The sequence below is a fragment of the Acidicapsa borealis genome (assembly GCF_059115245.1).
This window is the reverse complement of record NZ_JCACNY010000001.1, coordinates 344124-365495: the sequence shown is the minus strand read 5'-3', so window position 1 is coordinate 365495 and position 21372 is coordinate 344124. Positions and strand designations below refer to the sequence as shown.

Below are 21372 nucleotides of genomic sequence, written 5' to 3'. Positions count from 1 at the left end.
GTATTCTCTGTTCTCTGTTCCCTGTTCCCTGCCTCAAGGCTTCATCGCACTGATTCGCGGGCTCGCAGGCCGCGCCGCCGCCACATTCGTATGGCTGAGCGCCTTATCCGGAACATCACTCAACCCAATCCCCGGCCCTTCCCACATCACCCGCGGGCTCCCCGAGCTCACCGACTGCAGCGACTCCGCATGCAGCACATGCCGTCCCGCCCGCAACCCGATCGACCCCACTGCATATCGCATCGCATTCTGGGGAGATCCGCAAACCTCACCAAACGGCAGCCCCGTCTGCACCACTACCTGCCCATCAATCACCAGCCGCGCCCCATCCCGAGCCATCAGGTGAAAGCTGTAGCCGCCATCCGCCGGAACATGGATAAACCCGTCATACGCCGTCGCGTAGCGCGTAAACCCGCCCGTCTCCGCCGCCGCAAAATTAGCCGCGACGCCATTACCCACCGGTGTCAGCCGCGCAAACGAAGGCAACGAAGGCCACGTCCCCGGATACACTTGGAACTCCAGCCCAGCCGTTCCCATCGAGTCGCTCGCCCGATCCTGCGCAGTCTTCCAACGTCCCACCACCGTTATGTTCTGCGCCGCCCAGTCCTGGTGCCCAGCCTTATCCTCGACATGCAGCAGCACTCGGTACCGTCCCGTCCCCGTACTGCTCCCGCCGTCCAGCTCCGTCCCCTGCGCATCCGCGAACTTGTGCTTCACATGCCGACCGATCGCCGTAGTCCCATCCCCAAACAGCCACGTAAACTTCGCCTTCGGATCGCTCGTCGTATCTGCGGTGAAATCCGCACGGACCCCAGGCTCCAGCACCGCCGGCGTCACATGAAAGGCCGCCCGCACCGCCCGGTTCCCCTGTGCATACACCGGCGTCTGCGCACCACCACTCACATCCACCGGCAACTGCGAATTGTTTCCCACCACCGCCTGTCCATACTTCAAGTTCTCCACCCGAACATCCTTCACCTGCCCCACCAGCCGCGAATTCACCAGCGGCGGCTGCTCCAGCGCCCATACATTGCGGAACGTAAACCCATGCAGCCCCGGCTCTTCCTGCTCCATCTGCATCAGCGAATACCAGTCGTCCATCCGCAGATTCTCAAACGTATACCCCGAGTGGTCCCCCTTAGCCCCGTCCGCTCCCCAGAACGTAAACAGCGCAAACGGCAACCCGCAAGACCCGATCCCGCCATGCAGAATGTCCGAATCCTTCAGCGTGAAGTTCCGCGAATTGAAGGTCTTCGTCGGCCACCCGGCCCGCACAATGTTCGAGATACTCGTCGAAAGCACACTATGCTCCACGGTAATGTTGCTCACGTTATGCCCCGGAGCCACCATCGCATCGTGCCCATACCCATCCCAATTCCCCTGCATCGCAAACACATCATCCGAAGCCCGGAAAAAGGAATCCCGCACCGTAGTGTCGCCGCCACCTAGCCAGTCCATCCCATCCTGGTTCGCGTTCTCCGGGTTCCCGCCGATCACCCGCAGATCGTCATACAGAAAGTTCGTGGAATCCTTCATCTGGATCGACCACGTCCTACTCCGTACGACGCACGTCAAACCATGAATCTCAACCTGGTGTGCCTCCAGTGCTCCAATGCAATGCCAGTCCGGCTTCTGCATCCAGCCGTCATCATCCTCAGGATTCTGCGGCCCGTCATACACAACGATCCCGCGCCCCAGGATCTTGACATTGCTGACTTTCCAGAGATTGATGCTGCCCAGCACTACAGCCCCAGGCGCCAGGTAATACGTCTCCCCGCTCTTCGGATTCAAGCTCCCCTTGTGAATCCCGGCCGGTATGACATGCACCCCAGGCGCCAGCACCAGCGACGCCGTCTTCGCCCCCTTCGCCTTGACCATCTTCCCCGGAGCAGCAGCCACCGGCCGCGCAAAGAACACAAACAGCATCTTCGCGTGATTGAGAAAATCCCCCGGTCTACCTACAGAGAGCTTCGCTGGATCCTTCAGACCAAACGTGATCGTCTGCCCCGCCCGCACTGGCCGGATCCCCAGCCGCCACGGCTGCACGTCCACACCCTTGTCCCAGAAACCCCTCTCACGCGCAGTGATGGCAATCTTCACTGGCCCGGCAGCATCGATGTTGACAAAGTCATAGCTCGCCGCCGCATGCGCCACGTCAAGAGCCTTGCCATTCACCGTAACGGTAAACTGCGCCGACCGCATCTGCACCGGCACCGACACCTGCACAGGCGCACTCCGAGCCCCCGCATCCACGCAGACACAGGCACACGAAACCAAGGCAAGACAAAGTGCAGCAAGACGACGCAAAGCAAACCTGATCGGGGCGAACAAGTTCCCCTGGGAGAATTACCCGCAGTGTACGCGCCAAGGCCCACCCCTGGCATCCCCCGTCTGCGTCACACCAAACCATGGCACTCCAGCGATTGCCTTTGTAGTTGCTCTTGTTTTCTTGTTTGTCATTCCCGAAGGGAACCTGCTGTTATCTTTGCCTCGAATCAAGAGAGTGAGCACATCCGAGCGAAGTCGAAGGACCTGCTGTTGCTTTTGTATTCGCCCTTGCTTTTCTTGTTTGTCATTACCGAAGGGAATCTGCTGTTGCTCTTCGTGAGGAGGGGATACCAACCCTTTTGCGACTTAAGCCTCACCCACACCCATCGAAAGTCCAGAAAACCCATCACCGATTGCGCACTATCCCACACCGATTGCACTTCTTACCACGCGGATTGCACTTTGTGGGAGATGCATTGCGCAACATAGCAAAAGTATTGCGCAAGCTTCAAGGTCGGCCAAGGCGCTGTTTTCTAATCCCTATTCCCTATTCCCTGTCTTTTAAATTCCCTCACCCATCGAAACATAATCCCGCAATATCTCGATCTTCCGCCGGTAATCCTCGCGCTCAACATCCTCAGCCGCAAAGCTATGCTCAGGCACCGCAGCCTCACCTTCCAGCCGCGCCACCCGCTCTGAAAGCGCAATCAGCGCATCTGAAAGCGGATCCTTCACCTCATGCGGATCGGTAATCAGCACCCTAAGTCCATTGCGGTAAACGATATGCGCCGGAACCCCAACCACGGTAGAGTTCGGCGGCACATCCCGCAAAACCACAGACCCGGCTCCAACCCGAGAATTCTCACCAATCGTAATGTCGCCCAGAACATTGGCATTGTTGCCCACAAACACCCGGTCACGCAGCGTCGGATGCCGCTTCCGCGGCCCTTTATCCTTCTCCGAGCCCGTCCCGCCCAGCGTAACCCCTTGATATAAAGTCACATCGTCGCCGACCACAGCCGTCTCGCCAATCACCACGCCCATCCCGTGATCGATGAACAATCGCCGCCCTAACACTGCTCCCGGATGAATCTCCACCCCCGTCCAGAAGCGCGTCGCCTGCGACAACACTCGCGCCGTTAGCCGAAATCCCCGCAGCCACAACCAGTGATGAACCCGGTGCGCCCAAACCGCATGCAGCCCCGGCGAGCAAAGCAGGACCTGCAGCCGGGATTGGGCCGCAGGATCGCGCTCCATCACCGACCGAATATCCTCCCCCACCCGCGAAAACCACCCCATTGCGTCCTCCGGACGAAGTGTGAGTGTGAGTGCGGAGTGTGAACAACAAGCTCCGCGACCTAAACAATAGCCAGCCAAAAGCAAGCAAAGCCGTTCACACTCACACTCCACACTCACACTAGCTTTACAAAGTGACCGGCTGCGCCTGCAACGCCTGCACTTCCGCGCGAATCTGCTCAAACAGCGCGCTCGAAAGATACCGCTCGCCAAAGCTGGGAATGATCGTCACAATCCGCTTGCCAGCATTCTCGGTCCGCGCCGCCACTTTCAGCGCCGCAAACACCGCCGCGCCCGAAGAGATCCCCACAAACAAGCCTTCCTCCAGCGGCAAACGCTTCGCCGTGGCAATCGCCTCGTCATTCGAGACGGTAATGACCTCGTCGATCAGCTCCGTCTTCAGAATCGAAGGCACAAACCCCGCGCCAATCCCCTGAATCTTGTGCGGCCCCGGTTTCCCGCCGCTCAACACCGGGCTGTCCGTAGGCTCGACGGCAACGATCTTCAGCGCAGGATTCTTCTCCTTCAGATACGACCCCGTACCCGTCAGCGTCCCGCCCGTACCGACGGCGGAGATGAAGACATCGATCTTCCCATCCGTGTCCGCCCAGATCTCCGGCCCCGTCGTCGCATAGTGAATCGCCGGGTTCGCCGCATTGTCGAACTGCTGCAGAATGTATCCCTTCGGGGTCGACGCCAGAATCTCATTCGCCTTGGCAATCGCACCCTTCATCCCGTTCGGCCCCGGTGTCAGCACCAGCTCCGCGCCAAAGCTGCGCAGAACGATCCGGCGCTCCAGGCTCATCGTCTCCGGCATGGTCAAAATCAGCTTGTACCCCTTCACCGCCGCGATAAACGCCAGGCCAATACCCGTATTGCCGCTCGTCGGCTCAATCAAAATCGTTTCGCCGGCCTTGATCTTGCCCGCCTTCTCAGCAGCTTCAATCATCGCTAGACCAATACGATCCTTCACACTGCTCATCGGGTTCTGACTCTCCAGCTTCACCACCACCTCACCCGGCAGTCCTGCTGTCACCTTGTTCAACCGCACCAGCGGAGTCTTGCCAATCAACTCCGTAACGCTCGCTGCAATGCTCATAGCAATTACCTCAACCTTCGGTTCGAATTTTGGGATTGGATTTTGGGGATCAGGAGTGGGGTCTAACCCCGGCGCTCGATACAGCAAACTTCAGCGCGCACAACATCCTCGGCACAAGCACCAGACCGGCACTATCGACATCGAGGCATAGCCAAAGCCTACGCCCTCAGGCCAAACCAGTGCAAGCCAAGCCCAATGAAATCACGCAAAGTTGTTAAAATGAAGACAGGAGTGCACGCCATGGACGCCTCCACGCAAATTCGCATCAACTCTGCATTATCGGCCGAAGCGCTCGCCTGCCTTGAAAAGCTCGCCGCCCGCTACATCTGGTGGAAGACCCCGCAGGAAGCCATGCTCTTCCCCGACCGTGTCGCCGCTCAGGTCATGAACATCGGCCTCTGGGAGGACGTCCTCGCGATGATCCAAGCCACCGGCGAGAACTACCTCCGCGAAGTCCTGACCAAATCCGAGATAGGCCAGCTCAACGCACGCTCATGGCACTACTGGCACTACCGGCTCGGCCTGGCTAACCAGAGCAGCATTCCCGTTCCCGCCATGCCCACCCGGAAGATTGCATGAGCCGCTTCCAACCCAGACTCGAAACGCTTCCGCCCGCACAGCAGGCGATTTGGCCGCATCTTGCCCCCAGCCTAAAGAACGGCTTCGTCCTCTATGGCGGAACGGCTGTTGCCCTGCGCCTTGGTCATCGAACTTCTGTCGACTTCGATTTCTTTACAGAAAAGCCTCTCGATCATCGACAACTGGAACGCACCTTTCCACTGCTGCAATCCGCCAGAATCATCCAGACTCAGCCCGATACCCTGAGCGTTCTGGCCACTACCCCTCAAGGCAACGTGAAGATTTCGTTCTTCGGGTCCATCACCAATGGCCGCGCTGGAATCCCGGAGCTCACAGAGGATGGCGTTCTCGAGGTAGCTTCCTTGCTTGATCTGCTGGCGACCAAACTAAAAGTGATCCAGCAACGAATTGAAGCCAAGGACTACATTGATATCGCAGCGATCCTCAGGTCGGGCCTCCGTCTGGACGACGGTTTAGCCGCAGCAGCCCAACTCTACTCCCCCAGCCTTGAGCCCAGCGAAACAGTGAAAGCTCTCACCTACTTCGAAGGTGGAGACCTGCACACACTGCCCAAAGACGATCAGAACCTGCTCAGTCACGCTGCATCGACTATCTACAAAATCCCTATTCTTGGCCTGACCTCGGATCGCTTGTCAGCAGGTAGTTAGCCTCAAACTACGCAGGCGACTCAACAACTTCATCCGAAACCACGTAGAACTTGGTCATCGTCGAGCCGCCAAACGAAGTCAGAAACGCCACATCCGCCGCATCCCGCCCGGTCGCCATCAGCACCCGCCCAATACGCGGCATATTGTTCCGCGCGTCGAACGCCCACCACTGCCCATCTAAATACACCTCAAACCAGGCACTGAAATCCATCGGCAGCCGCAGCGGCACCCGAATATCCCCCAGATACCCAGCCACATAGCGCGCCGGAATATTCAGACAGCGGCAGAATGTCACCGCAAGGTGTTGAAAATCCCGGCAAACCCCCACCCGCTCCGTGAACACATCCAGAGCCGTCTTGGTCGGCCGCGTCATCCCGTAATTAAACGTCACCTTGGACTGCACCCAGTCGCAGATCGCCTGTACCCGGTTCCATCCCGGCGCAACACTCCCAAACAGCTCCACTGCAATCGCCGAAAGCTGATCCACCTCGCAGTACCGGCTGTTCAGCAGAAACAGCAGCACGTCATCCGGAAGCTCCTGCGGCGGAATCTCCTTAGCGTCCCAATTCACCACGTCCGGCAATCCCGAATCGTCAATCAGCGTCGAATTCCAGAGCCGCAAGTGCCCCGCGGGAGCCAGAAACCGTGTGCAGATATTCCCGTAAGTGTCACTATATTCATGAGAAGGAACGATCGCGATATCGTTCTCATATCCAGACTCGATGTGCAGCACATCCGGCTCAAGCAGGTTGGCATGGCGCGACGGATGCACACGAAGTTGGGCAACAAAAGCCAGCGGCGCGGGAATTTCGAATTGAATGTCGTACCCTAAGCGAATAAGCATTGTGTTGGGAGCCCTCAAATTTCCATCAGTATGTTGAAGTAGCCGGAAATAAGAGCGCGACTGGCTAAGGTTGCCCGAAGCCGCCCAAAACGCAAAATGACCGGGAGTGCAAAAGCGAATGACCTATTGTTTAAGCATCATGACACAGGAAGGCCTCGTCATGGCGTCCGATTCGCGCACCAACGCCGGTTCCGACGACCTCAACGTCGCCCGCAAGATGCACACCTTCCTCCAGCCTGGCGAACGCGTCTTCGTCGTCCTGTGCAGCGGAAGCCTGTCGATCAGCCAGTCTGTCATCAACCTGCTGCGCGCAAGTTTTGACAATGGCGAAGGCCTCGCCCAGGCCAACTCCATGTATGAAGCAGCCAGGGAATTAGGCCAGGCTATTCGCCAGATCTCCGACCTCGACCGCGCGTCACTCGAACGCGATCAGTACAGCTTCAACGCCCATTTCCTGCTCGGGGGACAGGTGCGCGGGGAACAGCCCCGCTCCTTCCTCATCTATCCGCAGGGTAACCCCCTAAGCGCCACCGAAGACTCACCCTATCTCCAGCTCGGCGAGTGCAAATACGGCCGCCCCATTCTCGATCGTGGCATCGTCTACGACTCCACCAGCCTCAAGTCCGCAGCCAAATACGCCCTGCTCTCCTTCGACGCCACCATGCGTAGCAACGTGACCGTAGGCCCGCCCATCGAGATCGTGATCTACCGGAAAGACAGCTTCCACCTCGACAGCTACCGCAAATTCCGCGACAAGGACCCTGAACTCGAAACCATCCACGCCCTCTGGGAGCGATCCTTGCGCAACGCAGTAGAGGACCTGCCCGACCTGACATTCACCCGCCACCCAGCAGAAGAAGTCCAGGCCGTTTTGCTCTAAGGCGCTTCCTTTACTACACCTGTTGATACGTCAATGCGCCACGGTCGAGGCTTCGGCAGCCACATCTTCCCCGGGCCCATCTCAAGTGGCATCCAGACGTAACGCGAGTCCCACAGCGTCTTGGGCGTCCAGCGGTCGCCAATATAGACGACCGACGTCGTTTTGCTTCCCACGACCTTGAGCAACATGCTCGATTGGGAATCGTAGGTGTTCGCCTCCTGTGGGGCAATATCCTTCATCGCGCTCCACGGTCCGGCAAGGCTCTTCGCAGTCGCGTACACATTCGGGTTGGCCGCCCAGCCCGTCAGGTGAGAGCCAACGACGTAATACAGCCCTCCGACATGCACCACCGCGCCTCCTTCCAGCGGCGCCTCAATAAAACTCAGCTGGTGATCGACATTTAAATAATCGTCCGAAAGCTTGGCGATGAAAAAGCCCTTCGTAGGGCGTGACTCGAAAATCAGGTATGCCGAGCCGTCATCGTCCACAAACTGCCCGATATCCCGGCTCTCCATCCCAAGTGGCCGAAAACTCCGGACATACCTGTAGTCGCCATCCACCGTGTCGCTTATCGCCACAGCCACCCGCGCCTCCTGGTAGCGCGGCCCGTCAAGGTGCATGTACATGACAAACTTCTTGGTTTTCTCGTTGTAAAACACCTTGGGCCTTTCCAGGACGAATCCCCGCCCCAGATTTTCTGGATCGCCGGTCGCCAGCACCTGCCGGTGATATCTCCAACGCATCAGATCCGTCGACGAGTAGCAGGCCACATACCGCTTCTCCGGGTCATTGGTCTGCGAACGATCCTCGCCAAACCAGTAGTAGGTGTTGCCAAGATGCAAAATCCCGCCGCCGTGCGCTTGAATCTCCACGCCTCGATCATCCAACCACCGCTCCCCCGGCCGAACCGCAACCGCCTGCGCTGCCACGCAAAGTGGCGCCATGCAACCAGCCGCCATAAGGGCTGCGGCAAACTGTAGCCATAATCTCCGCATATGCCTCTCTGCTGTTCAAACTTCTCAAACCAAGGTATTACATCATCGAAGCGAAGCCTTGTCTTTTATGCCGAACCTTCAGGGATCTGCCGGGCATTCCCTGACACCGCATTCCGTCAGACCCTGAGCAAGCGTAAGCGCTAAATCGAGACGGCTGCATAGGAAAACAGCGAAGCTGGTAGAATATAAAAACGCCGCATTGTGCGGCCGCTCTCCGCACTTCCGTTTTCAACGGTGTATGCCTCGGAGTGACTGAAGCTAGGCGTATTTCAAGCCCTCCGCTGCATAACGCACAAAGAAAACAGCAGATCCCGTCGAGACGCAAGCACGCCTCCGCGCCTGCCCGAAAACATTCGCAACAAAGGACCGCACCCTGTGAGCCAGACCATCCGCAACATCGCCATCATCGCCCACGTAGATCACGGCAAGACCACCCTCGTTGACGCCATGCTGCGTCAGTCCGGCACCTTCCGCGCCAATGAAGCCGTAGCCGACCGCGTCATGGACTCCAACGACCTCGAGCGCGAGCGCGGCATCACCATTCTCGCCAAGAACACTGCCATCTTCTTCGAGGGCGGCAAGATCAACATCATTGACACCCCCGGCCACGCCGATTTCGGCGGAGAAGTCGAGCGCGGTCTCAAGATGGTCGATGGCGTCATGCTCCTCGTCGACGCAGCTGAAGGCCCGCTGCCCCAGACCCGCTACGTGCTCGCCAAGGCCCTCGCCGCCAAGCTGAAGCCGATGGTCGTCATCAACAAGATCGACCGCCCCGACGCCCGCGTCCAAGAAGTTCTGAACGAAATCTACGACCTCTTCATCGACCTCGACGCCGAAGAAGAGCAGCTCGACTTCCCCGTTCTCTACTGCGTGGCCAAGAACGGCACAGCCACCACGGACATGGCCGTTCCCGGCACCGATCTGCAACCGCTCTTCGAGGCCATCGTCAAGACCATTCCGCCCGCAACCGGCGACCCGGATGCCCCGCTCCAGATCCTCGTCACCAACCTCGACTACTCCGAGTACTTCGGCCGCATCGCCATCGCCCGCGTCTTCCAGGGCACCCTGCATGTCGGCGACGAAGTCATGCTCTCCCGCCGCGACCTGTCGCTGCAGAAGGTCAAGATCACCAAGCTCTTCACCTTCGCCGGCCTCAAGCGCACTGAGACCACGGAAACTGAGATCGGTGACATCGTAGCCGTTGCCGGCGTCGAAGGCATCACCATCGGCGAAACCCTGACCAGCGTCGAAAACCCCATGCCGTTGCCGCTCATCGTCATCGACGAGCCCACCATCGCCATCCAGTTTTCGGTCAACAACTCGCCCTTCTGCGGTAAGGAAGGCAAGTTCGTTACCAGCCGCAACCTGCGCGAGCGTCTTGACCGCGAACTGCTCACCAACGTTTCGATCCGCGTGGAAGAAACCGGCTCGCCGGACAGCTTCAAGGTCCTCGGCCGCGGCGAAATGCAGCTCGGCGTGCTCATTGAAATGATGCGCCGCGAAGGCTTCGAACTCATGGTTGGCCGCCCCGAAATCGTCGTCAAGACGGTTGACGGCGTGAAGATGGAGCCCGTCGAACACCTCACCATCGACGTTCCCGAAGAGTTCACCGGCGTCGTCATCGAAAAGCTCGGACCCCGTAAGGGCGAAATGACCAAGATGCACAACCATGGTTCAGGCCGCGTCCGTATGGAGTTCCGCGTTCCCTCCCGCGGCATCATCGGCCTGCGCAGCGAAATGCTGACCGAAACCCGTGGCACCATCGTCATGAACACCCTCTTCGACGGCTACATGCCCTACCAGGGTGAAATCCCGCAGCGTCTCTCCGGCGCCCTCATCAGCGACCGCACCGGAACCACCACCACCTACGCGCTCTTCGGCATGCAGGATCGTGGTGTCCTTCTCGTCGGCAGCGGCGTAGAAGTCTACGAAGGCATGATCATCGGCGAGCACTCACGCGACAACGATCTCGACGTCAACGCCGTACGCGAAAAGAAGCTCACCAACATGCGCGCCTCCTCATCCGACGAAGCACTCCGCCTCGCCCCCGCCCGCCTCATGAACCTGGAGCAGGCCATCGAGTTCATCGCTGAAGACGAGCTCGTCGAGGTAACGCCAAAGTCGCTCCGCCTGCGCAAGAAGGTCCTCCAGGCCAACCAGCGTCCAAAGTCCCGCAAGGGCGGCAACGACTAAGGCTGGTCAGCCAGTCTTAGCATGCACCACAGAACAGGGTACCCACCTTGAGGGCAGTTTCATCGCGCTTAAGGTGGGATCTCACAAATGCCCGCCTGCTGCAACCAACGCAGCAGGCCAACTAAATCCTCCGTATGCTACCGTTCAATTACGGCCATCACCACAGGTGGCCGTAGCGTTCCCTAACTTCCTGATGCCCCAGCAGCAAGAGCCAACTTCCGCCGCATCCACCACCCCATCACCTGAGATCCGGGTGGAGCCGTTACCGCCGCCGCCGCCCATGCATCCAGCCAACACCCTGCCGCCCCCACCCCAGCGCATCCCCAACTGGCTCCAGCAGGCCGAACGCCTATTGCGAGTCGTCGTCCGTATATACATAGGTTTGATCGTCGCCGTAGTCCCCTGGCTCCCCGCCTTCTGGGACAACAATCCCCTCTTCACCGGTTCGCCCAGCCTCCAGAACTTCATAGCCAACGGCGCCGTCCGCGGTCTCGTCACTGGCCTCGGCTTGCTCAACCTGTGGATAGCTCTACGCGATGCACTCCGCCCCGCCGACGCTCCTCGCTAATCCCGAGTTCCATCCATAGACAGCATTCTTGCTGTTGCATTTGCTTTAATTTCTGTCATTCCCTCTAGGATTCTGCTGCTTTTCGTTTTCAATACGCGGCTGCCTCAACCATTACACTCATCTTTTACCAATCAATACCGCCACCGCGGCCCAGAGAATCCCATGTCCGAAGAAACCAAACCGAATCCAGAACTCCCACCCCTACTCGACCGCGCCGCCCTCGCCTACGAAAACCCCGCATTCCTGAATAGCCCCGACGGCCGCCTCATCCGCATCCTCTCCGAATACACCGAGCCGCTCGCCCGCTTTCGCCGCGAACGCATCCAGGACACCGTCGTCTTCTTCGGCTCCGCCCGCTTCCACGGCCACGACGAGGCCGCCCACGCCCTCGAACTTCTGGACAACACCGGCTCCGTCGCCCCGGCACCACCCAGCGAGCAGCCCGCCTCCATCCCGGAAATCGCCGCCGGCACCGCCAGCGAACTAGGCCGCCGCCGCGCCGTAGCCGCCGTCGAAATGGCCCGCTACTACGAAGACGCCCGGCGTCTCGCCCACATGGTCACCACCTGGGCCAACACCATCCCCTCCACGCGCCACCGCTTCGTCATCACCTCCGGCGGCGGCCCCGGCATCATGGAAGCCGCCAACCGCGGCGCCCACGAAGCCGGCGGCAAAACCATCGGCCTCAATATCCGCCTCCCCTTCGAGCAACGCCCCAACCAGTGGATCACCCCCGCGCTCAACTTCGAGTTCCACTACTTCTTCATGCGCAAGCTCTGGTTCGCCTACCTCGCCAAGGCTCTGGTCGTCTTCCCCGGCGGCTTCGGCACCATCGACGAAATGTTCGAAGTCCTCACCCTCGTCCAGACCCACAAGCTCGCCAAGAACATCACCGTAGTCATCTACGGCTCCGACTACTGGAAAAAAGTCTTCAACTTCGAGTGGCTCGTCGATACCGGCGCCATCTCCCCCGGCGACGTCGACCTATTTCAATTCGCCGACACCCCGGAAGAAGCCTTCGCCACGCTCCAGGCCGGCCTCACCGAGCACCACCTCAACACAGAAGCCCGCTACGACCAGGAACACCCGGTCTCAGCCCCCTTCAACCCAGAAGACCTGCTAGGCCCAGAATTCGCCCGCACCCGCTGACGAACCTCGCAGCGCTCCTTGTTCTTCCATGAGTTCGGAGTAATACTAGCTCCATGGCCACGCTGCCAAAATTCGGCATACCCCAGCAAGAGTTCGTCTCCGTGCAGGAATACCTCGACACGGACTACGAACCCGACTGCGACTATATCGACGGAAGGCTGGAGGAGCGGAACTTGGGCGAGCACGACCACTCCATATTGCAAACCCTGTTAGCGCACATCTTCATGACCAACCGCACCGCGTGGGGCGTCTACGCTGCCACTGAAACGCGCGTTCAGGTCAAACCCAGAAATTTCCGCATCCCCGACGTAACAATCCTTCGCTCCGGCACACCAAGGGAACAAGTTCTCACGCGTCCCCCTCTGCTCGTAATCGAAATCCTCTCGCGCAGAGACCGCCTGAACGAAATTTCGGCTCGCAACCAGGACTACATCCAGTTCAAAATTCCCAATGTCTGGATCATCGATCCTAAGACCCGCAAAGCCTGGTACGACACCCCAAACGGCCTTAAGCCTATCGAGAACAACGAACTCACCGTCCCTGGCACACCGATCCGCATTACATTGAGCGAACTCTTCGCCGAACTGGACGCCGTCTAAACCGTACCGCCCACCGGTACTCCCTAGATTCCCCACCAAATTCCACCGAAATTTCGCACCACATTCACAGCATATTTACGCCTTCCCCCGGATACTGAGCGCAGGTACACCCCAAACTCGAGCGCACAGGAGCCTCATGCCCAACTCCACAATCTCCTATCTCTGGCGAGATCCATCGGCAGCCAAGGCATTCTCCACCGGCGTCTCCCTCCACAGTCACACCAATCAATCTCAGGAAACCCTCGACTTCGTCGCCGACTGGGGCTGTCAATATAAGGTTGTCCGTCCCCTCCTCGACCGCCTCGAACGCCGTTCCCGAGACAACAACGGCATCACCATCAACTGGAAAGCCAGCTATTGGACCCCGCCGCTGACCCCCAAGCTCGCCTTCGACCTAGAAAGCCAGCAGATCCAGAAGCTCGGTCTCAATCCGCTCGTCTCGCTCTCAGACCACGACAACATCCAGGCCCCGCTCCTGCTGCGCTCCGTCCCCAGCGCCCGCCACATTCCCACCTCGGTCGAGTGGACCACCCCCTACGCCGGCTCGCTGAAGTCGCCCCAGTACTTCCACCTCGGCATTCACAACCTGCCCAGCGCCCGCGCCACCGAGTGGATGGCCACCCTCGCCGAATTCACCGCCAACCCAAGCGACACCCGCCTCACCGAACTCCTCAAGGCGCTCAACGAAGAGCCCAACGTCCTCGTCATCTTCAACCATCCGCTCTGGGACCTCTACCGCATCGGCCAGGACAAGCACGAATTCCTCGTCAACGAGTTCCTCCAGATCAACGGAGCCCACTTCCACGCCCTCGAGCTCAACGGCCTCCGCGACTGGGGAGAAAACCGCGACGTCCGCAAGCTGGCCGAGCAGTGGAACATGCTCCTCATCTCCGGCGGCGACCGCCACGGCGTAGAACCGAACGCCAACATCAACATCACCAACGCCACCAGCTTCAACGAATTCGTCCACCAGGTCCGCAAAGAGCGCCGCAGCGACGTCCTCTTCATGCCGCAGTACGCCGAGCCCTGGAAGCATCGCATCCTGCTCTCCACCATGGACGCCATCCGCAACTACCCCGAGTTCCCGCAAGGCTCCCGTACCTGGGACGAGCGCGTCTACCACCCCGACGCCAACGGCATCGTCCGCCCTCTGAGCGAAATCTGGCCCGGCGGCCGCCCACCCCGCGTCATGTCGGGCTTCCTCGCCGCCGTCCGCCTCATGGGCTACGGCCCACTCTCCAGCAGTCTCCGGTACGCCTGGAGCGACTCTAGCAAACTCCGCTTTGAACTAGGCGACCAGGAAGCCTACTAGGATCAAGCAGCAGGGTGATCGAACCACTAAAGCGCCATCGCCCGGCCGCACCATGCGCTAAAGGCACGCCGCCATACCAGCCCAGGCCATCGGCCTGTGTGAGGCAGCCGCACAAAGGAAAGAGGGTTGAAAGCCCTGCCCATTCCCACCGCACAATTCGCCACCCCCAACGGATTGCGCTACCCTCATAACCAACAACGACTATGCCCGCCACCCCACCCCGAGTAGCGTACTTCCCCGACTCCTTCCACGAAGTCAACGGCGTCGCACACACCAGCCGCCATTTCGAAGCCTTCGCCCGCCGCCAGGATCTCCCCTTCCTCTGCATCCGCGCCGGAGATCGCGGCCAGGCTTTCCTCGAAGACGGCCACGTCTGGACCCTCGAACTCCCCCGCGGTATCTTCTCCTTCGCCCTCGAAAAAGACCTCCGCTTCGACCCCGCCTTCCCCCGCCACATCCCCCTCATCGGAGAAGTCCTCGACCGCTTCCGGCCCGACCTCATCCACATCACCGGCCCCAGCGAAGTAGGCATGCTCGGCGCCGGCCTTGCCCACCATCGCGACCTGCCCCTCGCTGCCTCCTGGCACACCAACGTCCACGAATACCTTGCCCGCCGCTCCGACTGGCTCCTGAAGTTCCTCCCCGACCGCCATTCCACCACCGCCGGCCAGAAAATCCAGGACCTCACCCTCGCCGCCGCCGCCCGCTTCTACTCGATCGCGAAAGTCCTCTACGCCCCCAACACCGAGCTCTGCCAGCTCCTCCAATCCGCCACCGGCCGCCCCTGCCATCTCATGCCCCGAGGCGTAGATACCGAACTCTTCACCCCCGCCAAACGTCCTGCGTCCCCAGCCGACAAGCCCTTCACGCTAGGCTTCGTAGGCCGCCTGAGCGTAGAAAAGAACATCACCCTGCTGGCCACCATCCACGCCCAGCTACTCGAACAAGGCATCCCGAACTTCCGCTTCCTCATCATCGGCCAGGGTGATGAACAGCAGTGGCTCCGGGATCGCATGCCGCAAGCAGACTTCGCCGGCGTCCTCCGCGGCGAAGCCCTCGCCCAGGCCTACGCCTCCATGGACCTCTTCGTCTTCCCCAGCCACACCGACACCTTCGGCAACGTCGTCCTCGAAGCCCTCGCCAGCGGCGTCCCAGCCATCGTCACCCCGGACGGCGGCCCTCGCTACATCGTCGAAGAAGGCGTAACCGGCCACATCGTCCCCGACGACCAGTTCACGCAATCCATCGCAGCCTTGATCAACGATCCCACCCGCCAAGCCGAAATGCGTCAGGCAGCCAGAGCCTACGCCCTAAAAGCAAGCTGGGACTCAGTCTTCGAAGGCGTCTACTCCGGCTACCAGCAAATCCTCCCCACCAAACCAGAACTCTCCGCCGTCTCCTCCTGAAGCACCCTTCCAGTCCCACCAAGCTCTACCCCTGCCGCTGCCTTCCTGGTTGTCATTCCCGCAGGGAGTCTGCTGCTGATCTTGTAGGACTGGAGAGAATGCGGGTGCCCCATTCACACCACACTCTCTTCGTGGAATGGGTAGGCATCACAATCCAGAAAAGTCGTCGCTTTTCACACTCACACTTCACACTCGCACTCGTTCCTGAGAACATAAGCCATGCCGAAAACCGCCGCCATCCTAGCCTTCCTAGCACTATCCATCCCCGCCCTCGCCCAATCCCCTTCAGAGATGGACAAAGACCTCCTCGAAGCCACCATCCCCAAAATCCAGTCCTACTACGCCGCGCATAAATACACTGTCACCCAGGTCGTCCAATGGCACCTCGCCCGCATCCACAAATACAACGGCATCTACCGCCCCATAGAGCAAATCCTCGAAAAGGAAGCCCTCGCCCAGGCCGCCAAAGAAGACGCTGACACCAACGCCCACGGCCCCCTCTGGGGCATACCCATCGTCATCAAAGCCAACACCAGCATCGAAGGCCGGATCACGACCGACGGCTGGTCCGGCTACACCATCCCCGGTAAAGAATTCCTCGCCACGAAAGACGCGCCCGTAGTGGCCCGCCTGCGCGCCGCCGGAGCCATCCTCATTGGCCACACCAACATGCCCGACTTCGCCGCCAGTGACACCAACCGCAGCAGTTCCTTCGGCCGCACCGGCAACGCCTACGACGTCCGCTTCTCCCCAGGCGGCTCCAGCGGAGGCACCGTCACCGCCGTCACCAGCAACATGGCCGTCCTCGGCAACGGCACGGACACCGGCAACTCCATCCGCATGCCCGCTGCGACAAGCGCCGTAGTCGGCGTCTTCCCCACCCGAGGATTAGTCCCCATCTCCGGCATCGCCCCGCTCGACTGGCTCCTCGATAACACCGGCCCCATCGCCCGCAACGTCCCCGACGCCGTCGTTGCTCTCGACGTCATGGCCGGAATCAATTCGGACGGCAAACCCACTCCGGACCCGCTCGATAGCCGCACCGCCGAAGCCCCAACGAAAGCCCAGCCCGGCCCCTACACTCAGTACCTCAAGCCCGGCTCGCTCAAAGGCAAACGCTTCGGCGTCCCCGCCTTTATCCTCAAGGGCACAGACGTCCCATTTCAGGGCATAGCCTCCGTCGTCCCCGACGACAAGGCAGAAATCGCGGAGCAGGAAGCCGCCACGCCCCTGACGCCAGAAACCCGCGCCGCCTTCCTCAAATCGCTCGACGGCCTCCGCGCCGCCGGAGCTGAAATCGTCTTCGACGACAACCTCATGCCCGATTCCTTCGCCAAAATCGCCAGCCGCGTCGGCACCCTCCCTTACATCCGCGAAGGCACCGAGAACTACCTCAAAGAGTTCGGCCCCGCCCTCTACCACTCGCCCGAAGAATACCAGAAAGCCACCGGCAAGCCCCTCCCCGCCACCATCATCGGCGACTCAGGCAGCCAGGACCGCCGCAAGCTCCCCGTCCAGCCCCAGGCCCATATCGAAACCGACCCGCGCGCCAAGGCCAACTACTACGAACCCCGCGCCCGCGCACTCGCCGTCTTCGACGAGACCCTCGACCGCTACCACCTCGACGGCTACGTCTACCCCGCCACCCAGATGCCTCCGCCCGACGAAACGATGCCCCAGAACGGCGAAATCAGCGGTGGCCCCCACAGCGAAACTAGCTGGGTCAACATCCTAGGCGTCCCCGCAGTCGTCGTCGTAGGCGGCTTTTACCCCGGCGGCCTGCCCTTCGGTTTAGAGATTTCCACTCGCCGCTGGCACGACGGCGACCTCCTCGGCTGGGCCTACGACTACGAACAACGCACCCACCACCGCCACCCACCAGTCCTGGTAGAAAGCGGCCTGCTCCCCGACGCCCCATTCCAAAAGAAATAGCCATCCTTCTCTCGTCTCTGCTTTTCTTATTGGTCATTCCCGCAGGGAATCTGCTTTTGCCTTTACCTTTGCTTTTTTCTGTCATTCCTCAAAGGGGAATCCGCTGTTGCCTTTTCCGCGATCGGGACCCCAAACGGCACCCCCTCATTTTTCTCTCGCAACCTTGCGTGTGTTTTATGTCAAAAAGCGCACAATAGAAATCAGCAAGGAACAGCCCCTCGCCAAGAGAGGAAAAATAAATACCCCTCCCCCCCATATCCCATTCCCTCTTTCGTCGCCTTCATCGCAACACCTGAGACGCAGCATCTCCTGCTACTGTAGAAAAATCTCAGTCAGGAAGCCCCGCCGACATGATCCCAACCAGAATCCGCCGGCTCACCATCCCAGCGATGTGCCTGCTGACAGCAGCACTAGCTATCCTCCGCTTCTGCTGGCTAAGCGCCGACTTCCCCAACGGCTCACCGTGGTTCTCCGACCAGGCCAAGTTCACCGACGAAGGCTGGTGGACCCAGGGCGCCGTCATGTACCAGATCCTGGGCCACTGGAACATCCCCGGCGACTACAACCCCGCCGTAGCCACCCCAGTCTGGCCAGCAATGCTAGCCGCAATTTTCCACCTCACCGGAGTAAGTTTCGTAGCAGCAAGAGCGCTGAGCGTAGCTCTCTCGCTGGCAACAATCGCGATCGTATACGTGCTCGTCCAGCGATACACAGACGCCAATCGCAGCGCAGCTTCACTCGCCGCGCTGCTGCTCGCGGCAAGCCCATTCGCCTTCGCCTTCAGCCGCCTCGCCATCCTCGAAGCATCCGTTCTCTTCGAGTTTGCGCTGGCCCTGATGCTCGCATCTTTCGTCTCCGCGAAGCGGATCTGGCCGCTCGCCGGGCTCGCCGCTGTAATTCCCGCGATGATCCTCACCAAGGCCACGTCAGCCATTCTGCTTCCAGCAATTTGCTGGCTGATCTGGTGTAACTCAGAACGCAAGCTCGCAAACCTGCTGCGCACTTTCCTCGCAGTCGTAGTCATCCCAGCAATCGTGATGAAGTCGTATCTACTGCTGGTCAACGCCCAAGGCTACAGCGCTGATTATGCCTTCTTCTTCGAAGTCAACGCTATTGCCGACATGAACTGGAGCCAGACGCTCCCAACACTGCGAGACCTCATCCGCAACATGTTCTGGGTCGACCGCATTCTTTATCCAACCGGAGCCGTGATCCTCGCCATCTCGTTGTTCTGGCAGCGCCAACTCTGGCGCAACCCGCTCTACACAGCGTCCTGGCTCAGCCTCGCCATCGAAGGCGCATATATCTTCCGCCGCCAGGACGACTACGCGCCGCGCTACTTCCTCATGCTGCTCATCCCGCTCGTGCTGCTAGCCGTTACCGCCCTGCACGAGTTCCACCGAGACAGGCAACAAGCATCGAAATTGCTTTCTTCAGCTCTCATGATCGCCATCGCCGCAGCGCTCGCCGTAAACCTCACACTGCTCTCCAGTCTTTACAGCCTGCGTCAATACCAATACAGCGACGCAGCCGCAAGCATCCGCAACATCATCCGCAGCGACGCACACCAGAAGCCGCTCATGCTCGGCGTCAGCGGCAGCCAGCTATCGCTGATGACCGGAATTCCCTCCATCAACGACGCCTACGGCAGCGACGACCTTTCCACAAAAGTTTCGCGTTATCAACCAGGTTGGTATGTCGCCTGGAACGGCATCGGCGACGACATCCACACAGCGCTGCCGACCTGCAGCTTCGAACCTGTCGCCAGCTACCACATCTTCGACGATGACGACCGCAATGAGCTGATCCTCTACCGAATGGTTCGGTGCAGTCTGAGATCCGCTGCACCATAGAGAACGAAGGTGCGATTCGAAATTGCGGTGGTGAATCGGCTTTCAGGCCTTGCCCATGCGGCCCATTAGCCGCTTGGCAACATTGGTAGGCACCAGTCCATCGACCTTGCCTCCGAAGCTCACCACTTCCTTCACCAGCCGCGAACTGACGAAGGAATAACGCCCGGCAGGCTGCAGAAAGACCGTCTCGATCTCCGGCGCAAGACGCCTGTTCATGAGCGCCATCTGGAATTCGTACTCGTAGTCGGTGATCGCCCGAATGCCGCGCAGCACTGCCGTTGCACCATTCTGCCGGGCAAAGTCAACCATCAGCCCTTCGAAGGTCGCAACTGAGACGTTGCCCAACTGCCGTGTCGACTCCTTCAGCATCTCCACGCGCTCTTCCACAGTGAACAAAGGATTCTTCACCGGGTTGTTCAGGATGGCAACTGTCAGGTGCTCGAAAAGCTTGGCGCCGCGTGCAATGAGGTCGAGGTGCCCATTGGTGGGCGGATCGAAAGTACCGGGATAGATTGCTTTCACGCCCATGCGTTTGCATCCTAATCGTCTATAGACAACTCAACGAATTCTAGCAGGCAGAAAAAAGGTGGCTTACCAGAGGAAGCCGCCTTCTCTTCGACGTGATTTGAATCGGGTTAGCGCTTGCCGCGAACCACCTGCTGAGCGACGGCAGGGCCGTCCGCCGGCACATCTGGCACTTCGGCGGAAAGAGACTTCAGGTTTGCTGCGCCGATACCGAGCTTCTGACGAACCTGCGCATCCAGCTTCGCAAAAATCTCAGGGTTCGCTTTCAGGAAACCGCGGACGTTTTCGCGGCCCTGGCCGATACGCTCGCCGTCGTAGCTGTACCACGCGCCGGACTTCTCGACGATATTATTCAGCACTGCCAGGTCGAGCACGTCGCCTTCGCGGGAGATGCCTTCGCCGTAGAGGATGTCGAACTCGGCCTCGCGGAAGGGCGCCGCTACCTTGTTCTTGACGATCTTGATCTTGGTGCGCGAACCAGTGACGACATCGCCCTCCTTCACGGCGGCGATGCGGCGGATATCGATGCGGACCGAGGCGTAGAACTTCAAAGCGCGGCCGCCCGTTGTCGTTTCAGGGTTGCCGAACATGACGCCAATCTTCTCTCGAATCTGGTTGATGAAGATGAGTGACGTACGCGACTTCGAGACGGTGCCGGTGAGTTTGCGCAGCGCTTGCGACATCAGCCTGGCCTGCAGGCCCATGTGGGAATCACCCATTTCGCCGTCTAGTTCTGCCTTGGGGACGAGAGCTGCGACCGAGTCAACCACCAGCACATCGATGGCTCCGGAGCGCACCAGCGCTTCGGTGATTTCGAGGGCTTGCTCGCCGTAATCCGGCTGCGAGATGAGCAGGTTGTCGGTATCGACGCCGAGTTTGCGGGCGTAGATGGGGTCGAGCGCGTGCTCGGCATCCACAAAGGCCGCCAGACCGCCGGCCTTCTGGGCCTCGGCGATGATCTGGAGGGTGATGGTCGTCTTACCGGAAGACTCAGGCCCGAAGATTTCGATCACGCGGCCGCGCGGCACGCCGCCCACACCCAATGCCGCGTCGAAACTGATGGAACCCGTTGAGATCACCGAGATGGGAACGATGGCTTCTTTGGCTCCGAGACGCATGATGGAGCCTTTGCCGAACTGTTTTTCGATCTGTGAAAGTGCGCTTTCTACTGCCTTGGAACGGTCTTCGGCGTAACCCATCGGTTCA

At 59.9% G+C, this 21372-nt stretch carries 18 protein-coding genes; 11 read left to right on the top strand and 7 right to left on the bottom strand.

What is annotated here, in order from left to right:
• Nucleotides 1-33 precede the first annotated feature (33 nt).
• From AC5S27_RS01470 to cysK, 3 genes are all read right to left on the bottom strand, one after another.
• The gene (locus tag AC5S27_RS01470) at nucleotides 34-2226 is read right to left on the bottom strand and encodes a PKD domain-containing protein (protein WP_493932810.1); all 2193 of its coding nucleotides are present in this window, start codon (nucleotides 2224-2226) and stop codon (nucleotides 34-36) included.
• Nucleotides 2227-2829: 603 nt separating this feature from the next.
• The gene (gene cysE / locus AC5S27_RS01465) at nucleotides 2830-3567 is read right to left on the bottom strand and encodes a serine O-acetyltransferase (RefSeq protein WP_493932809.1); all 738 of its coding nucleotides are present in this window, start codon (nucleotides 3565-3567) and stop codon (nucleotides 2830-2832) included.
• Between the two features lie 124 nt (nucleotides 3568-3691).
• Nucleotides 3692-4663, bottom strand: coding sequence for a cysteine synthase A (gene cysK, locus AC5S27_RS01460; RefSeq protein ID WP_493932808.1), 972 nt, complete (start codon nucleotides 4661-4663; stop codon nucleotides 3692-3694).
• A 240-nt stretch (nucleotides 4664-4903) separates the two neighbouring features.
• Here cysK and AC5S27_RS01455 point away from each other — a divergent pair, with 240 nt between their 5' ends.
• Both AC5S27_RS01455 and AC5S27_RS01450 read left to right on the top strand, forming a co-directional pair.
• Nucleotides 4904-5242 (top strand): hypothetical protein, encoded by a 339-nt coding sequence (locus AC5S27_RS01455; RefSeq protein ID WP_493932807.1) that lies wholly within the window; start codon nucleotides 4904-4906, stop codon nucleotides 5240-5242.
• The gene (locus tag AC5S27_RS01450) at nucleotides 5239-5910 is read left to right on the top strand and encodes a nucleotidyl transferase AbiEii/AbiGii toxin family protein (RefSeq protein WP_493932806.1); all 672 of its coding nucleotides are present in this window, start codon (nucleotides 5239-5241) and stop codon (nucleotides 5908-5910) included. Before AC5S27_RS01455 ends, AC5S27_RS01450 begins: the two co-directional genes overlap by 4 nt.
• A gap of 7 nt (nucleotides 5911-5917) precedes the next feature.
• Here the strand turns inward: AC5S27_RS01450 and AC5S27_RS01445 are convergent, their stop codons facing one another.
• Nucleotides 5918-6754 (bottom strand): transglutaminase-like domain-containing protein, encoded by an 837-nt coding sequence (locus AC5S27_RS01445; protein ID WP_493932805.1) that lies wholly within the window; start codon nucleotides 6752-6754, stop codon nucleotides 5918-5920.
• A gap of 118 nt (nucleotides 6755-6872) precedes the next feature.
• On the opposite strand from AC5S27_RS01445, the gene AC5S27_RS01440 reads away from it, so the two are divergent.
• The gene (locus AC5S27_RS01440; protein WP_493932804.1) at nucleotides 6873-7634 is read left to right on the top strand and encodes a proteasome-type protease; all 762 of its coding nucleotides are present in this window, start codon (nucleotides 6873-6875) and stop codon (nucleotides 7632-7634) included.
• Here the strand turns inward: AC5S27_RS01440 and AC5S27_RS01435 are convergent.
• On the bottom strand, nucleotides 7631-8578 hold the full coding sequence (locus AC5S27_RS01435; protein ID WP_493932803.1) for a family 43 glycosylhydrolase: 948 nt from the start codon (nucleotides 8576-8578) through the stop codon (nucleotides 7631-7633). The two genes, AC5S27_RS01440 and AC5S27_RS01435, sit on opposite strands and share 4 nt — an antisense overlap.
• 426 nt (nucleotides 8579-9004) lie before the next feature.
• On the opposite strand from AC5S27_RS01435, the gene typA reads away from it, so the two are divergent.
• From typA to AC5S27_RS01395, 8 genes are all read left to right on the top strand, one after another.
• Nucleotides 9005-10822: a translational GTPase TypA gene (gene typA, locus AC5S27_RS01430; RefSeq protein ID WP_493932802.1), complete on the top strand. Its 1818-nt coding sequence runs from the start codon at nucleotides 9005-9007 to the stop codon at nucleotides 10820-10822.
• A 193-nt stretch (nucleotides 10823-11015) separates the two neighbouring features.
• Complete coding sequence (locus AC5S27_RS01425) at nucleotides 11016-11390, top strand: hypothetical protein (RefSeq protein WP_493932801.1); 375 nt, start codon at nucleotides 11016-11018, stop codon at nucleotides 11388-11390.
• A gap of 162 nt (nucleotides 11391-11552) precedes the next feature.
• Nucleotides 11553-12539, top strand: coding sequence for an LOG family protein (locus AC5S27_RS01420; RefSeq protein WP_493932800.1), 987 nt, complete (start codon nucleotides 11553-11555; stop codon nucleotides 12537-12539).
• Between the two features lie 53 nt (nucleotides 12540-12592).
• The gene (locus AC5S27_RS01415) at nucleotides 12593-13138 is read left to right on the top strand and encodes a Uma2 family endonuclease (RefSeq protein ID WP_493932799.1); all 546 of its coding nucleotides are present in this window, start codon (nucleotides 12593-12595) and stop codon (nucleotides 13136-13138) included.
• A 136-nt stretch (nucleotides 13139-13274) separates the two neighbouring features.
• Nucleotides 13275-14450, top strand: a complete 1176-nt coding sequence (locus tag AC5S27_RS01410; protein ID WP_493932798.1) for a hypothetical protein — start codon at nucleotides 13275-13277, stop codon at nucleotides 14448-14450.
• Nucleotides 14451-14653: 203 nt separating this feature from the next.
• The gene (locus AC5S27_RS01405; protein WP_493932797.1) at nucleotides 14654-15856 is read left to right on the top strand and encodes a glycosyltransferase; all 1203 of its coding nucleotides are present in this window, start codon (nucleotides 14654-14656) and stop codon (nucleotides 15854-15856) included.
• Between the two features lie 219 nt (nucleotides 15857-16075).
• Complete coding sequence (locus AC5S27_RS01400) at nucleotides 16076-17788, top strand: amidase (protein WP_493932796.1); 1713 nt, start codon at nucleotides 16076-16078, stop codon at nucleotides 17786-17788.
• A 350-nt stretch (nucleotides 17789-18138) separates the two neighbouring features.
• Nucleotides 18139-19641: an ArnT family glycosyltransferase gene (locus tag AC5S27_RS01395; RefSeq protein ID WP_493932795.1), complete on the top strand. Its 1503-nt coding sequence runs from the start codon at nucleotides 18139-18141 to the stop codon at nucleotides 19639-19641.
• A gap of 42 nt (nucleotides 19642-19683) precedes the next feature.
• On the opposite strand, the gene coaD is transcribed toward AC5S27_RS01395, so the two are convergent.
• Nucleotides 19684-20169 (bottom strand): pantetheine-phosphate adenylyltransferase, encoded by a 486-nt coding sequence (coaD, locus tag AC5S27_RS01390; RefSeq protein ID WP_493932794.1) that lies wholly within the window; start codon nucleotides 20167-20169, stop codon nucleotides 19684-19686.
• A 107-nt stretch (nucleotides 20170-20276) separates the two neighbouring features.
• Complete coding sequence (recA, locus tag AC5S27_RS01385; RefSeq protein WP_493932793.1) at nucleotides 20277-21365, bottom strand: recombinase RecA; 1089 nt, start codon at nucleotides 21363-21365, stop codon at nucleotides 20277-20279.
• Nucleotides 21366-21372 lie beyond the last annotated feature (7 nt).

Bases quoted from the DNA above. Each gene is read 5' to 3' on its own strand.
- AC5S27_RS01420 (WP_493932800.1), top strand. From the start codon at position 11,553: ATGTCCGAAGAAACCAAACCGAATCCAGAACTCCCACCCCTACTCGAC.
- AC5S27_RS01435 (WP_493932803.1), bottom strand. From the start codon at position 8,578: ATGGCGCCACTTTGCGTGGCAGCGCAGGCGGTTGCGGTTCGGCCGGGG.
- AC5S27_RS01410 (WP_493932798.1), top strand. From the start codon at position 13,275: ATGCCCAACTCCACAATCTCCTATCTCTGGCGAGATCCATCGGCAGCC.
- AC5S27_RS01415 (WP_493932799.1), top strand. From the start codon at position 12,593: ATGGCCACGCTGCCAAAATTCGGCATACCCCAGCAAGAGTTCGTCTCC.
- cysK (WP_493932808.1), bottom strand. From the start codon at position 4,663: ATGAGCATTGCAGCGAGCGTTACGGAGTTGATTGGCAAGACTCCGCTG.
- AC5S27_RS01405 (WP_493932797.1), top strand. From the start codon at position 14,654: ATGCCCGCCACCCCACCCCGAGTAGCGTACTTCCCCGACTCCTTCCAC.
- AC5S27_RS01455 (WP_493932807.1), top strand. From the start codon at position 4,904: ATGGACGCCTCCACGCAAATTCGCATCAACTCTGCATTATCGGCCGAA.
- AC5S27_RS01395 (WP_493932795.1), top strand. From the start codon at position 18,139: ATGATCCCAACCAGAATCCGCCGGCTCACCATCCCAGCGATGTGCCTG.
- cysE (WP_493932809.1), bottom strand. From the start codon at position 3,567: ATGGGGTGGTTTTCGCGGGTGGGGGAGGATATTCGGTCGGTGATGGAG.
- AC5S27_RS01445 (WP_493932805.1), bottom strand. From the start codon at position 6,754: ATGCTTATTCGCTTAGGGTACGACATTCAATTCGAAATTCCCGCGCCG.
- AC5S27_RS01440 (WP_493932804.1), top strand. From the start codon at position 6,873: ATGACCTATTGTTTAAGCATCATGACACAGGAAGGCCTCGTCATGGCG.
- recA (WP_493932793.1), bottom strand. From the start codon at position 21,365: ATGGGTTACGCCGAAGACCGTTCCAAGGCAGTAGAAAGCGCACTTTCA.
- AC5S27_RS01425 (WP_493932801.1), top strand. From the start codon at position 11,016: ATGCCCCAGCAGCAAGAGCCAACTTCCGCCGCATCCACCACCCCATCA.
- AC5S27_RS01400 (WP_493932796.1), top strand. From the start codon at position 16,076: ATGCCGAAAACCGCCGCCATCCTAGCCTTCCTAGCACTATCCATCCCC.
- AC5S27_RS01450 (WP_493932806.1), top strand. From the start codon at position 5,239: ATGAGCCGCTTCCAACCCAGACTCGAAACGCTTCCGCCCGCACAGCAG.
- coaD (WP_493932794.1), bottom strand. From the start codon at position 20,169: ATGGGCGTGAAAGCAATCTATCCCGGTACTTTCGATCCGCCCACCAAT.